At 47.0% G+C, this 14,285-nt stretch carries 13 protein-coding genes; 6 read left to right on the top strand and 7 right to left on the bottom strand.

Going from position 1 to position 14,285, the window contains the following annotated elements:
* Positions 1 to 139: 139 nt before the first annotated feature.
* The 3 genes from pgl to pgi all read right to left on the bottom strand — a co-directional run bounded on the left by pgl (position 140) and on the right by pgi (position 4,433).
* Positions 140 to 850, bottom strand: a complete 711-nt coding sequence (pgl, locus tag AT705_RS00325) for a 6-phosphogluconolactonase (protein WP_058795012.1) — start codon at positions 848 to 850, stop codon at positions 140 to 142.
* Positions 850 to 2,322: a glucose-6-phosphate dehydrogenase gene (gene zwf / locus AT705_RS00320; RefSeq protein WP_058795011.1), complete on the bottom strand. Its 1,473-nt coding sequence runs from the start codon at positions 2,320 to 2,322 to the stop codon at positions 850 to 852. Before zwf ends, pgl begins: the two co-directional genes overlap by 1 nt.
* Positions 2,323 to 2,792: 470 nt before the next feature.
* A complete protein-coding gene (gene pgi, locus AT705_RS00315; RefSeq protein WP_058795010.1) occupies positions 2,793 to 4,433 on the bottom strand; it encodes a glucose-6-phosphate isomerase in 1,641 nt (546 codons plus the stop codon).
* Positions 4,434 to 4,822: 389 nt separating this feature from the next.
* Here pgi and AT705_RS00310 point away from each other — a divergent pair, with 389 nt between their 5' ends.
* Positions 4,823 to 5,860 (top strand): LacI family DNA-binding transcriptional regulator, encoded by a 1,038-nt coding sequence (locus AT705_RS00310; protein ID WP_058795009.1) that lies wholly within the window; start codon positions 4,823 to 4,825, stop codon positions 5,858 to 5,860.
* A gap of 35 nt (positions 5,861 to 5,895) precedes the next feature.
* Here AT705_RS00310 and AT705_RS00305 read toward each other — a convergent pair whose 3' ends face one another.
* Together AT705_RS00305 and AT705_RS00300 are read right to left on the bottom strand one after the other, a co-directional pair.
* Positions 5,896 to 8,139 (bottom strand): aminotransferase class V-fold PLP-dependent enzyme, encoded by a 2,244-nt coding sequence (locus AT705_RS00305; protein ID WP_058795008.1) that lies wholly within the window; start codon positions 8,137 to 8,139, stop codon positions 5,896 to 5,898.
* 173 nt (positions 8,140 to 8,312) lie between these two features.
* Positions 8,313 to 9,389, bottom strand: a complete 1,077-nt coding sequence (locus tag AT705_RS00300; protein WP_058795007.1) for an AI-2E family transporter — start codon at positions 9,387 to 9,389, stop codon at positions 8,313 to 8,315.
* 374 nt (positions 9,390 to 9,763) lie between these two features.
* Between AT705_RS00300 and AT705_RS00290 the strand changes: the two genes are divergently transcribed.
* The 5 genes from AT705_RS00290 (at position 9,764) to AT705_RS00270 (ending at position 13,430) form a co-directional block, all read left to right on the top strand.
* Positions 9,764 to 10,429, top strand: a complete 666-nt coding sequence (locus tag AT705_RS00290; protein ID WP_058795005.1) for a hypothetical protein — start codon at positions 9,764 to 9,766, stop codon at positions 10,427 to 10,429.
* A gap of 1 nt (position 10,430) precedes the next feature.
* A complete protein-coding gene (locus AT705_RS00285; RefSeq protein WP_058795004.1) occupies positions 10,431 to 11,882 on the top strand; it encodes a M48 family metalloprotease in 1,452 nt (483 codons plus the stop codon).
* Positions 11,883 to 12,077: 195 nt separating this feature from the next.
* Positions 12,078 to 12,425, top strand: a complete 348-nt coding sequence (gene arsC, locus AT705_RS00280) for an arsenate reductase (glutaredoxin) (RefSeq protein WP_058795003.1) — start codon at positions 12,078 to 12,080, stop codon at positions 12,423 to 12,425.
* A gap of 4 nt (positions 12,426 to 12,429) precedes the next feature.
* On the top strand, positions 12,430 to 12,981 hold the full coding sequence (gene wrbA / locus AT705_RS00275; protein ID WP_058795002.1) for an NAD(P)H:quinone oxidoreductase: 552 nt from the start codon (positions 12,430 to 12,432) through the stop codon (positions 12,979 to 12,981).
* Positions 12,978 to 13,430, top strand: a complete 453-nt coding sequence (locus AT705_RS00270; protein WP_058795001.1) for a DUF2069 domain-containing protein — start codon at positions 12,978 to 12,980, stop codon at positions 13,428 to 13,430. The genes wrbA and AT705_RS00270 overlap by 4 nt, the downstream gene beginning before the upstream one ends.
* A 47-nt stretch (positions 13,431 to 13,477) precedes the next feature.
* On the opposite strand, the gene AT705_RS00265 is transcribed toward AT705_RS00270, so the two are convergent.
* Together AT705_RS00265 and AT705_RS00260 are read right to left on the bottom strand one after the other, a co-directional pair.
* A complete protein-coding gene (locus AT705_RS00265) occupies positions 13,478 to 13,801 on the bottom strand; it encodes an RnfH family protein (RefSeq protein ID WP_010385887.1) in 324 nt (107 codons plus the stop codon).
* Positions 13,798 to 14,235 (bottom strand): SRPBCC family protein, encoded by a 438-nt coding sequence (locus AT705_RS00260; protein WP_010385885.1) that lies wholly within the window; start codon positions 14,233 to 14,235, stop codon positions 13,798 to 13,800. The genes AT705_RS00265 and AT705_RS00260 overlap by 4 nt, the downstream gene beginning before the upstream one ends.
* Positions 14,236 to 14,285: the final 50 nt, after the last annotated feature.

Here is a 14,285-nt window from a genome sequence, read left to right as displayed (position 1 = left end):
GCGACACCGCCTCTCTTTTCATATCCATAACACCTCTTCTGAGCAACCGCTTTCAGGTAATTTAGCCTTCATGGATATCCAGACATTAAAAAAGCACGCTCCAGAGCGTGCTTTTTATACATGTATTACTGAGTGCTTTTTAAGGGCACCAGAACACACTGAGCTTCAGCTCTGGGTGATTTAACACAGCACGCAGCGGGATATCGAGTTCGGAGCCTGGCTGCTTGGCTTCTTCGTAAACAGCGCGCTTTGCATCTCCACTGATCAGCAAGACAGCGTGCTTAGTATTGACAATACCAGACAAGGTCAGGCTCATACGCTCTGTAATGCTGCCCGTCACTTCACTTTGCTTAGCATTGATAGCGCACACCAGCTCAGAGGTTTGCAATGCCTGCTCCAGTCCCTCGGCATGCGGGAACAAAGATGCAGTGTGCCCATCAGGACCCATGCCCAGAATGGTAATGTCAAATGGCGCTTTTAGTTCAGCATAGGCACGCTCGCACTGTGCCTGGCCTGCAATAGCTGTTGCCTCAGCATTTTTCATCGTCACAAATGCGGCTTTACTCGCTTCGTTTTGCAATAAGGTCGAATTAATGAACGCTTCATTAGACTTTTCATGGTCTGCGTCAACCCAACGCTCATCAACCATGGCCACAGTCACGTTATCCCAGGACAGAGATAAATTAGACAGGTGCTTGTAGGCAGGTGCTGGTGACGAGCCACCAGATACCAGCATAGAGGCACGACCATCCACTTCAATCGCCTGGCTTACAGTGCTACTCAACAACTCAGCCAGCTTTGCGGTCATCGCTTCTTTGCTATCAAAAAACGCTTCGGTCAGTTGTGCCATTATGATTTTTCTCCTACGTTAAACCAGGCGTGATTATTTTCTTCCAGCAGCTCATCAGCAGCTTCCGGCCCCCATGACCCCGCGCGGTAAAGCGAAGGTGTGCCTTTTTCCTGCCAGCGTGCAACGATCGGGTCGATCCACTTCCAGGCTTGTCTTACTTCATCACGATGGATGAACAATGCCGGGTTATTCGCCGCTGCATCCAGCATCAAGCGCTTGTACGCATCCGAGTGGAAACCTTTGCTGTACTGTTGACTCAGCTCAATGTTCAGCGTCACTGGTTGCAACTGCATTTCAAGGTTATCAAGACGTTTAGACATCAGCGTCAGCTGAATACTTTCTTCTGGTTGTAATCGGATTTCAAGGCGGTTTGGCTGAATTGGACCAACGCTCGGGTCGTATACGTTATGAGAAACAGGCTTATATTCAACCACGATTTCTGCACAGCGCTTTTTCATACGTTTACCCGTTCTCAGGTAAAATGGCACACCAGCCCAGCGCCAGTTATCGATATGCGCTTTAATGGCTACAAACGTTTCTGTCTTACTTGACCCTTCACCGAGCTCTTCCAGGTAACCGGGTACCAGTTTACCGTTCAGGTCGCCCGGCACGTATTGGCCACGAACAACATTGTCATCCACGTCCTCACCAACCAATGGGCGTAACGCTTCAAGCACTTTCAGCTTTTCAGCACGAATACTATTGGCATTGAGTTTTGACGGGGATTCCATCGCTACCAGGCATAGTAACTGCAACAAGTGATTCTGAACCATATCGCGCAGTGCACCGGCCTTGTCGTAAAAGCCAGCACGACTCTCAAGGCCCACCGTTTCAGAGATACTAATTTGGATGTTGTCGATTGATTTGGCATCCCACAGATTTTCAAACAAAGCGTTCGCAAAACGCAGTGCCATCAGGTTCTGCACGGTTTCTTTGCCTAAGTAGTGGTCAATACGGAAAATTTGATTTTCTTCGAAGAATTGTGCAATTTTCCCGTTAATTTCCTCAGCCGATTTACCACAATAGCCAATCGGTTTTTCAACTACCACACGGGAATTTTCCGTGATCAGGTTCTTTTGCGATAGTAACTCACAACAAGTACCGTACACAGCAGGCGGTAAAGATAAGTAAAAGACGCGTGATTTTTCTTCGCCATCAGCATCCAGAATGTCTTTTAGTACGTCCCAGTTGTCATCAGCCTCAGTCACATTCACCACGACAGGTAGCAAAAATTGGGCAAAAGCCTGCCAGTCTTTTGCGTTAAACTCACCTTCGCTAAGGTGCGACTTAAGTGCCTGCTCTGCCGTGGCAATGTATTGTTCTCTTTGTTCTTGTGCCCGGACGGTAGGGAGTACGCGTGAGCCTTCAGGTAAATTACCTTCTTGATACGCACGATACATTGCAGGTAACAACTTTCGTAACGCTAAGTCGCCGCCCCCACCAAAAATTACGATATCAAAAGGATTAAGCATAATTATGTCTCACAAGGTTAGGCGCGTCGCACCTGAGTGCATCACACGCTCGTTAGTTAAAACCGTTTTCCAATCTGCATTCAGACTAGCAAACTCTACTTTCTTGCTGGAATTGAATTCGTTTGCACCACACAATGATACCATGGTGCTGTGCCGCAGTGCGGTAAGGGATGGTGATGGCTCGCCCGTCTGATCTGTGTATGTACTTAGTCGTTACGACTACGCCATACATCCCCAGTAAGAGTCTGTTCCGCCACTGCTTGTTGGCTCTGTTATAGCCAGTTTACTCACCTGTCACTTACAGGTTATGACAAGGCAAATAAATTTGAAAAAATGAGCCTTAGGGGCACTGTAATTCCTCTCACAAAAATACAGGCCCTAAGCACTCCAGCGCTACCCGTTCAAAGGTATTCTTTTCATCGGTGCCAGGATGCAACCAGGCACCCGACAAGCACTTTGCTTATCGGCAATTATCTGTTTTGTTTGTAATACGCGATTAACCCGGCTGTAGAGCTATCGTGTGCGTGTTCAACGTTATCCTGCGTAAGTTCTGATTCAATGGCGCTTGCCAGCCCTTTGCCCAGCTCAACACCCCACTGATCAAATGAACAAACCTCAAGGATAATACCCTGACAAAAGATTTTATGCTCATACAAGGCGATAAGACGGCCAACCGCTTTGGCATCAACTTCGTCCAAAATCATTGACGTCGTTGGTCTGTTACCTTCATGAATTTTATGTGGCAGCAAACGCTCAATTTCTGCTTCTGACTTGCCTTTCGCAGCTAAATCACTGCGCACCTGTTGCTCATTTACCCCAGCCATCAGGGCTTCTGTTTGGGCGAAAAAGTTAGACAACAAAATGTCGTGATGTTTGGCCACATCGCGCTGCGGTTTAACAGACGCAATAAAATCGGCAGGAACAATGACATTCCCCTGGTGCAAACACTGATAAAATGCGTGCTGGCCGTTAATGCCCGTCATGCCCCAAATAAGCGGTACAGTGGTATACGGAACCGTTTGACCCGCAAAGGTAACATGCTTACCGTTACTTTCCATTTCACCCTGTTGCAGGTAAGCCGGAAGCATATGCAGTGCCTGATCGTAAGGCAAAATGGCTTGCGACTGATAACCCAGGAAACTGGTGTTCCAAACACTCAGCAGCGCCATGATCAACGGAATATTCTGCTCAAATGAAGCATTTTTAAAGTGCTCATCAATCTCGTAAGCACCTTCTAAAATGGCTTCGAACTTGTCATAACCCAAATACAGGGCAATAGGTAAGCCAATTGCGCTCCACAAAGAGAAGCGTCCGCCTACCCAGTCCCACATGGTAAATACATTTTCGTCTGCGATACCAAAGGCACGCGTTTTCTCAAGATTAGTACTTACAGCAACAAAGTGTTTAGCGATTTCGGCTTCGTTTTGAGCAGACTCGAGGAACCAGGCGACAGACGAGCGTGCGTTTGTCATGGTTTCTGAGGTAGTAAAGGTTTTTGACGAAATCACAAACAGGGTAGTTTCTGGAGATACCTTGTCTAATACATGCGCTAGCTGAACACCATCAACATTAGAAACATAATGTACATTGAGGGTGTCGTCTGCATAAGAGCTCAGTGCCTCAGTCACCATCTGTGGGCCAAGGTTAGACCCCCCTACACCAATGGCGACAACATCTTTAACTGCTTTGCCCGTATAGCCCAGCCAGTCGCCACTGCGCACTTTATGACTGAATACTTTAAGCTTTTCAAGCTCTGCATTGACCTGGTCCATGACGTTTTCGCCATCAACATAAATCGGCGTATTACCACGGTTACGCAAAGCAACATGCAACACCGCTCGGTCTTCGGTGATATTTATCTTTTCACCAGCAAACAACTTGTCGCGCCACTGAGCCAAATCACATTGTTCAGCCAGATTAATCAACTGTCCGAATGTGTCTTTGTCGATGAGTTGCTTAGAAAAGTCAAACAACAAGCCCGGGATCTGACGAGAAAACAGGTCAAATCTCGTTGCATCTTGCTCAAACAAAGATTTTAAATGTTGTGTCTTCAGTTGTTCTGATGCTGTTGTTAAAGCCTGCCAACTCGATAGTTGTGTACGGCAACTCATATTAATTCCCCTAGTGACGATGCGTTTTTAAAACAATAAAAATTGTATTTATCACAAGTGTTAAACGGTGTATTGCGTTAAACATAAGTTAAAATGACAACGCTGTCAAATAGCTAATTCTCAATTTTACATTGCGCATAATACCCCAATTTTGACTTTTTGACACCGGTATCATTAATTTATTTGGTAGAATTTTTGCTGCTAATTTAAGAGCAAATTGGATAGACTAGAAACAACAAATGATCATTTTATGAAATCAAGGCACGGACTATACCGAGTGAAAACCTGAGTGCTAGTCATCAGGAATGCGCAATGATCGCGCTATAAAGTGCATGGTTAAGCACTTGTACACAATATAGTACCACCTTCTCTCACAGAAGAAAAACAAGATGAAAGTAACCATCAACGATGTAGCAAAACATGCAGGCGTGTCGATGAAAACCGTATCGCGCGTGATTAACAAGGAACCATCGGTACGCAAAAAAACCTATGACCAGGTAATGCAAGCCGTAAAAGAGCTCAATTATCAACCCAATACTGCCGCACGTAACCTGGCAGGCACGTCATCGTTTGCCATAGGATTGGTTTATGACAACCCAAATGCCTACTACATCATAGATATGCAAAACGGGGTACTTTCGCGCTGTAAAGAAGAAGGCTATGAGCTGGTGATCCACCCTTGCAATGCACAGCAAAAAGATATGCAAGCTGAAATCGCAACTATGATTAAGCGCTCTCGACTTGCGGGCCTCGTTCTGACACCCCCGCTATCAGAACAACAGCCCATCATTGATATGCTGGATGAGCTCGGCGTCAGCTATGTACGACTCTTATCGGGTCACAATGAAGACGAAGAAGAAAAATCGAAAAACTGTATCTATGTAGACGATTTTGCGGCCGCTTACGAAATTACAGAGCACCTGCTTTCGCTGGGACATAAACACATTGCGTTTGTCTGCGGTGATGAAGAACACAAATCGACCACAGAACGCTTGGCAGGCTATAAGCAAGCGCTGTCAGATCATCAGATTGCCTTTAATGAAGACTTCATACACAAGGGCACTTATTCGTTCGAATCTGGTGTTAAGGGTGCTAAGGCACTACTTAAAGATGGTAACCCGAAAAAGATCACCGCGATCTTAGGCGGTAACGATGAAGTGGCAGCTGGTGCGTTATTTGCGGCTCGTCTAATGAACATTGAGATCCCGGCGCAGCTTTCTATTTCCGGGTTCGAGGACTCCCCGTTCTCGCGTCAGACCTGGCCAAAACTTACCACGGCACATCAGGCCAATGATGTGATTTCCGAGCATGCTGCAAGGCTGCTTTTCTCTAAAACCCGTGGCAGTCGAAATCAGGACAAAGACATCACCACGACTTTTACGCCTAATATGGTAGTACGAGAAAGTACAGGCCCGGCGCCACAATAAAGACTTAGCCCCGGCATGACCGGGGCTTCAGCGTGCTAATTTAACGCCAGTCCACCTGCCAGGTTCGCGACCCGATCAAACCCAAGCATAGCCAGTGTATTACCAGCCTGCATCGAACGATTACCGGTACGACACACCAACAGGTAATGCTGCGATGAGTCAAGCGCCCCATTTCGCAATACGTCCGTCATTCTGCTTAGTGGAATATTCAGCACCCGGCCAACCGCCAGGTTACCGAACAACTCAGTGATCCCTCGGCGTGAGACATCGGACTCATACGGTTCCCGGCAATCAATGATCATGCCCTCATGACATTGCAACCACTCTTCTGCGGCAGTTCTGTTCAGTGCTTTCACCGCAGGCACAGCCGAGTCCATCAGCGCCCCTAGGAAGCGCTCTCTGAATGTGCTGGAGTCACTGTCTATGCTGACTTTTTGCTCAACAAACTCATCGGTTGAACAGGCACCATTAAGCAGGCGGCCCAGTAACGGGCTAGCCTGTACTTGTGCATGCCAGTTAATCGCAAAGCATTGTTGATAATCCAGTGCACTACAGATCAAACTATTGTCATCCAGTATTTCATTGAGCCGCAACAGCGTTTCAGCCATCGAAGCGGCACATGCTGTCTCTCCCTGGCTGTCACCAAGCCCCTGAGGCAGTAACAGCTTTCCCGCAAAACAGACAGATACATCGTCGCCCTGCATCAATAGATAGCAGCGATTTTCCGGTTCTCTTTCAGCACCCGGCAGCTGTATCAGGGAGTCTTGCAACAAACCGATCGTGCCTTCAACAGGCCAGCCAAAGTCATCCAACACCTTGTCTTCAATCAGGTTATGAGACAACAAATTCACAGCATCGCTTGCTTGCTCACTCAGATGCGTTTTCAACAATGCCCTACAAGCCAGGCCCTGCTTATCCAGCAATCGTTGTAAACGAGGAACTAACTCAGGTACGGGGTCCACAATAACAGCCTGTTTATCAGGTGTGACATATAGCCAGCAACAGGCTCCCTGATGGCGTAGCTGAGTTAAACCCACTGCGCAGGCTTCCTGCTCCGGTGCCGTACTGTCTGAGACCACCAGACAATTGTTCTCCAGGATCGGCTGAAGACGCTTTAATGCCTCACATGCCTGGCGGATCTGTGCTTCACTATCGGCCGGGCCAAACGACAGCCGAATGGCATTTTCACTTTGCCAGTCCGGGACATTCATTGCATCCAATACAAAACTGCGGCTTGAGCCTGAACTACAGGCAGATCCTCCGCTGACACGGATCCCCGCAGCATCCAGCAAATCAATAACCTCTTTGTTAGTCAGGTGATCCACCGAGAAGTTAAGCGTTGTTGGTACAGACAGCGCAAAATCATGATGAAAAGTGACCTGCTTAAAAGTCGTTTCAATGGCTTCAGCTAACATGCTACGGTGTTTTTCAAGCTGCTCTACCGGATTAAAAGGCGAGTTTTCTTTATCCAGCAGCATATCAAAGAGCGTACTGAGCGCGGCAATCCCCGGAATATTCTCCGTACCGGAACGCATCCCCGATTCCTGACCTCCGCCTGCAATAAAAGGCGTGTATGGACTGCCACTGCGAATATACAAAAAGCCGATGCCTTTTGGTGCGTAGAGTTTGTGACCAGAAAACGGCGCATAATCTATCGTGGTCTGTGACAGTTGCAACGGCAACTTACCCAAAGCCTGAACACAGTCGACCATCCAGGCTGTTTTGACGTTGCCTTCACGGATCACTTGCTCAAGCCTGAGTAAATCTTGCTTAATACCCGTTTCATTATTTGCCGCCATAGTGCAGACCATCACAGCCTGTTCGACATGCTCTGCAATAAAGTCCAGATCCAGTATCCCTTTCGAGTCTACGGGTATTTCCAGGATCTGTGCATCCAGTCCCAATAACCGATTCCAGTGCTTTAAGGTATTCGGCACTGCCTTATGTTCCGTTGCGCCGTACATCAGAACTGGTTTTTCGTAAGCCTTATCGGCGCGTTGTACATAATCACTCAAAGCTGAGACGATGGCCGTTTGGATCCCTTCTGTTGCACCAGAGGTAAAAAGCAGCTCTCCGCTGGTCGCTCCAATCACCTCTCGACCTTTATTTCGGGCCTCTTCCATCAAGTGCTTGGCCTGCACGCCCGTTATATGGGCACTCGAAGGGTTACCGAAACACACTTGCATGGTATGCACCACGACTTTGGCAATCTCGGGTAATACCGGCGTAGTTGCATTGGCATCGAGGTAGATTAGTTGGTCTTGTTCAGACTGGATCACACGGCGCTCCTTTATAACAATATAGAATATCTTATTCCATTCTACACAAAAGGCCGAACAAGCATAATAATCATTTGCTGTATAAATGAAGATCGTTATTCCAAAATGGTACAAGATAACATTTGGGGAGACATTAAAAGACGAGGTGACGCAGGCGCGCCACCTGTTATAGATTATTTAGCCTCAGATGCGAGGTATTCCTGTTGCTGTGTTGACCAGGCATTGAGCAAGGCTTTGACTAAAGAGGCCAGCGGAATGGCAAAAAAGACCCCCCAAAACCCCCACAAACCACCAAAAAACAAGACTGCGACGATAATGTACACCGGGTTCAGGTCAACCGCTTCAGAAAACAGCAACGGCACCAACACGTTGCCATCCAACGCCTGGATCACGCCATAGACCACCAGCACAGTCCAGAACTCTGGCGCAACGCCAAACTGAAATAACGCCACGGCCGCCACAGGCAAAGTCACCACTGCGGCACCAATGAAGGGGATCAACACCGAGAGACCCACCAGGGTGCCAAGCAAGGCGGCATAACGCAGTTCTAACACTGTGAAGGCAACAAAACTGGATAACCCGACAATCACAATCTCAATAACTTTACCCCGGATGTAGTTCATGATCTGGTGGTCCATTTCTTCCCACACCTGATTGATCAGACGTCTTTCTTTTGGCACCAACTGCAACAAACCCGCTGTGAGCTGGGTTTTATCTTTCAACATGAAAAACACCAACAAAGGTACCAGCACTAAATAGATAAGCCATGCCACAACATCTTTTATGGAAGTCAGGGAAGCAGAGACCACCTGTTGACCAAATACAAATAACTTAGTTTCCACCGCACCTACGAGGTTTTGGACCTGCTCAGTCGATATTAAATTTGGGTAGTTGTCCGGTAAATGAAGCAGATAATATTTGCCCTCTTCAATCATAGTCGGAGCTTCTTGTACCAGGTTACTGGTTTGCGCCCACAGCACCGGTAAAATGCCAAACATCAGTGCCAACATGACACCCACAAAGACCAGCATTACAATATTAGTCGCCATCTGCCGGCTGGGTCCCACCCGTTGCAGATGCGTTACAGGCCAGTCCAGTAAATAGGCAATAACTATGGCCACCAAAACGGGAATGATGAAAGTCCCAAAAAAGTATAGCAGTGCAGCCATCGCCAGCAGCATTAGCAGTAAGGTCACAGAATTAGGATCTGAGAACTTGGCCCGATACCAGGATTTAATGAGTTCAATCATCTATACACTCCACTTGTATAAAAAAAGGTTCTGACTGCTGATTATGTTGAAATGCCATATTTTGATTGTTTAAATAGCGCATTACATCTCGCAAGTCTTGTTCTTTTGCATAAAAAAAGCGCACGGCTTTTGCTTTGATTTTCGCCTGTTTAAGTTGCCACTTAAACTGGACAAAAAGCTGCGGACACTGAAACGGCCGTAAATCACATTCAATCACTCTGTTTTGAGCCTTATTTAATTATACTTTCAACCTGTTACAACTCTTCGCCTGTGCAGAAGCACAGTTTGGGTTTACTCTGTGCGTAAACCGTATAGCCTGAACCCGGCCAATGCGTTATCCTTATAAAAGAGATAGTGATTTTTCGGATTTTCACATGCCTGGTGCAAACAACAAGGCGCGTTTGCCTGACAACCCAACCTTAAAAGAAATAAACTGGTTTAAAAAACAAATTAACTGGGGTGAGTTGCCACCATTTTATCACCTTGTGGCCTCTTCAGTTAGTGAAGGCGAAGGTATTTTTCAACATGGATTTGATCATGCCGTTAAGCGCCTGCTAGACAAGCGCAACTGGAATTTATCTCTACTTGGCGGATATGAAGACAACAACGGTATCATCCACTGCGAGAAAACACCGGCCATAGCGCTTCATCAAGTGTTTACTGACCGTGGCTTTGAGTTATGGGCTTATCCTATCGCCAAAGGGGTTAAAGTAGACCGTTATCTGAAAGACAATAAATATCTTGAGTTTAACGTCTGGGACCCACATACCATGAAAGTGCTGCTGCGGTTTAACCAGCTCCACAAGTTTATCGCATTTTATTTCGACAGAGGTGACACCGCAGACAAAGCCTTGATTTTGCACGCACACAAAGTGGTCTATAAAACATTAAATATGCTGCAAAGAGAATTGAACGTTATCAAGGTTGATGGGGTCTCAATTAAAGATTTTTATATGTTGTGCGAAAAAGACGCCCGAGCGTGCAGCGATGAAATAGACATCGCCAAGATCATGCTGGGTGACGAAACGAATAAGGACTAGAATGCAGTTAAAAAAGCTGTTTCAGGCATCTCTATGTACCCTGGCTTTGAGTATGTCAATCCCGAGCCAGGCTCAGTCAACACTTAAACTGCCCGACCTGGGCACATCCGCAGTCCAAGTGTTGCCCATAGACAAAGAACAAGCCATCGGCGAAATTATGATGATGCAGATCCGCTCAGGCTCCAAGCTGGTGCAGGATCCGGTGCTCGATGAATATTTATCAACGCTCGGCAATAAGCTAGTTGCCAATGCTAACGATGTACGCTTTCCTTTTTCCTTCTTTTGGATTGATAACAAAGACATTAACGCGTTTGCCTTTTATGGCGGTCACGTTGGCGTACACACGGGCCTGATGGCCCAGGCCGATAGCGAAAGTCAGTTCGCTTCAGTACTGGGCCACGAAATAGCCCACGTAACCCAACGCCACCTGGCACGCAGGATCCAACAAGCTAAGGACAATAGTGCCCTGACCATTGCAGGTATGATCACCGGTATTCTGGCAACTGTGATAGCCCCGGATGCGGGTATGGCCATCCTGTCGGCCAGCTCAACACAATCAGCACTGAGTCAGCTTACTCATAGCCGTAAAGCAGAGCAAGAAGCCGACCGTTTCGGTATGCAGACCTTATACAACGCAGGATTCGATCCACATGCTTCCAGCGAGTTTTTGAGTAAACTGGCAGCTCAGGTACGCTTTAAAAATAAAGCACCAGTGTTTTTAATGTCTCACCCACTGCCCGACTCACGCGTCTCGGACGTCCGTTTGCGCGCTCAACAATACGAGCAACGCTATGTTCCCAGAAGCCCTCAATTTCAATTGGCCAAGAGCCGGGTGATTGCCAGATATCAGCTCGATAGTGAGTCAGCACAGGCGTACTTTGAGCAGGCTCTAAAACGTTCATCTGAACTGGACAAAAGCGCCCTGGAATACGGTCTGGCTATTACTTTCCTGGATCAGGAAATGCTGGATAAAGCCCAAACGGTAATGGACAAATTACTGCGTGCTGACCCCAATAACTTGTTTTATCTGGACGTATACACCGATCTGTTGCTGGCGAAGAAAGATTACGCAGGGATCACTAAGTTACTGGGTGAAAAACATCAACTGAGACCGAATAACCAGGTGATCACTCTAAACTATGCCAATGTTGCAATCAAAAGTGAGCAATATGAGCTGGCTGAGCAGCTACTGAAAGTCTTTTTGCTCGAAAAACCAGATCATGTTTTGGCAAGGCAGCTACTCACTGATACCTATAAAAAGATGGATGCCAAAGCCGATTACCATGAAAGTCAGGCCAGTTTGCTCAGCCATTACGGGGCCTTTATGCGTGCTGCGGATGAAATTCAAAAAGCGCTTAACCACGTAGAAAAGGAAGAAACCATCCGGCGTCTACGTTTAAAAGCACTACTGACGCAATATCGTGATATGCAAAAAGAACTCGCCAAACTTTAATTTACCAGCTGTACCATGGGCACTGTCGTATTGCTCAGGCGTTCATGGTGCGGCTTTCTGTCTACCCTCCTAAACCTCCTACCGCGCCGCTCGGATATACGCCGCTACTTAGCCGGAAAAACATAGGCAGGGCTTACAGGATACGATACAATTTGCGCCAAATTAGATAAGTACTATTACCGTAAAGGATCTTGTATGTCTGTTACGATTTATCACAACCCTCGTTGTTCAAAATCTCGTGAAACGCTGGCTCTGCTGGAATCTCGTGATATTCAACCTGATGTCGTCGAATATCTGAAAACCCCCATCGACGCAGACACGCTAAGTGGTCTGCTGCAAAAATTGGGTTTTACCTCTGCACACCAGCTGGTACGCAGCAAAGAAACACTGTACAAAGAGCTAAGCCTGAGCAAAGACAGCGACGAAGCGGAGCTGCGTCAGGCTATGCTGGAAAACCCAAAACTCATTGAAAGACCTATCGTGGTTAAAGGTGATAAAGCCGCCATTGGCCGACCGCCTGAGTCAGTACTGGATATCCTGTGATCCTATGCCTGAGATCTTAGTTTTATATCATTCAAGCCATGGCTCAGTTGCAGCAATGGCACATGAAATTGCAGACACACTGGAGTTTCACGGCGCACAAGTCAGACTTCGTACCTTCGTTGCGAAAGAAGCCCATGACATTGTGGTATCAAAGCAAGATCTCATTGACTGCGATGCGCTGGCATTTGGTACGCCCACACGCTTTGGCATGATGGCGTCACAAGCTAAAACATTCTGGGAAACAACCAGTGATATTTGGCTCAAAGGCCAGCTGATCGACAAACCGGCATGTGTGTTCTCTTCGTCCAGTAGTATGCATGGTGGCAACGAAGCGACCCTGCTTAACCTGTCTTTGCCGCTGTTACACCACGGTATGCTGCTGATGGGTGTACCTTATGATGTGCCCGAGTTACTCTCTACCACCAGTGGTGGTACACCTTATGGCGCAACCCATGTGGCAGGCATGGACAACAGCTGTGAGTTAAGCGAGACAGAGATAAAAATCTGCCGTGCACTTGCAAAACGTCTGTTTACCATTAGCAATAAATTATCATGAGTCAGATCCCTAAAAAAACCGTCACAAAACGCTTCCAGGCCTCAGCCCTTATCGGTTACGTGGGCTTGTTAATTCTTATGCCTTTATGGTTATTTGTGTTGGCACCCCGTGAGGGCTACAGCACAGGTTTCGTGTTTGCGGTGTATATTTTACCCCTGTTGTTGCCACTTAAAGGCATTATTCAGGACAAGCCTTATACCTATGCCTGGGCCAACTTCATTGTGTTGATCTACTTCACACATGGACTGACGCTGCTTTGGGTGTCTCCGCAAGAAATGCTGCTGATATTACTTGAGCTCTTTTTTGCCACCTGTATGTTTATTGGCTGTACCTATTACGCCAGACACCGAGGTCAGGAGCTGGGGTTAAAAATCCGCAAGCTAAAGCAAGATTTAGCAGATGAGAAAGCGGCTTACGAGCAGGACAGCCCCAAGGACAAAGAAAAGTAACGCAATCAGGCCATGCACCTCAAACACAGTGGCCTGAACTGCAAATGCTAATTGGATAATGGGCGTCCACCGGTGATTTTATTGGCACGCCCTTCTTCTTTGGCTTTTTCAGCCCGGCGGCGACGCGCTTCTTTAGGATCGGCGATAAGTGGGCGATATACCTCAATCCGGTCTCCGGCACGTACTACGTGATTCAGCTTAACAGTTCTGTTCCACACACCTAGGCTCAGGTTCGTCGGATCAATTTCAGGACACCGTTCCAAAATACCACTTTGTAAAACCACTTGCTCCACCGAGGTTCCCTCTGCAACGTCGACACTGAGCGTGGTGGCCTTATCAGGCAGCGCAAATACCACTTCAACCTGGATCATGAACGTACTCCGTATACAATTTTAGCTCGCTGTGTAAAGGCAGAGACCATGTTCTTCGCCACTTCATTAAAGATACGGCCAAATGCCAGCTCAACCAGCTTATTGGCAAATTCGAACTCCAGCTTCAAACAGACTTTACACGCTTGCTCATCCAATTCGATAAACTCCCAATATCCGTGTAATGATTTAAACGGACCATCAACAAGCTGCATTCTAACCCGGTTTCCTTCATACTGATTCTTAGTCGTAAACCATTTTGTCAAACCAGCCTTAGAGATTTCAAGGCTTGCAGTCATACCCTGATCCGAAGTATCTATCACCCGCGCCCCGGAACAATGCGGCAAAAAAGCGGGATAGGCGTCAACATCATTGACCAAGTTAAACATCTCTTGTGTGCTATACATCACTAACGCACTTTTTTCTACTTGTGGCATACGCTCTCCAAACTCTAACAAGGCGATTTTACCAAGGTTTTCAAGATTTA

Source organism: Pseudoalteromonas rubra, from assembly GCF_001482385.1.
In the GTDB taxonomy this organism is placed as follows: Bacteria; Pseudomonadota; Gammaproteobacteria; order Enterobacterales; family Alteromonadaceae; genus Pseudoalteromonas; species Pseudoalteromonas ardens.
This window is presented reverse-complemented; position numbering and strand designations above follow the sequence as displayed.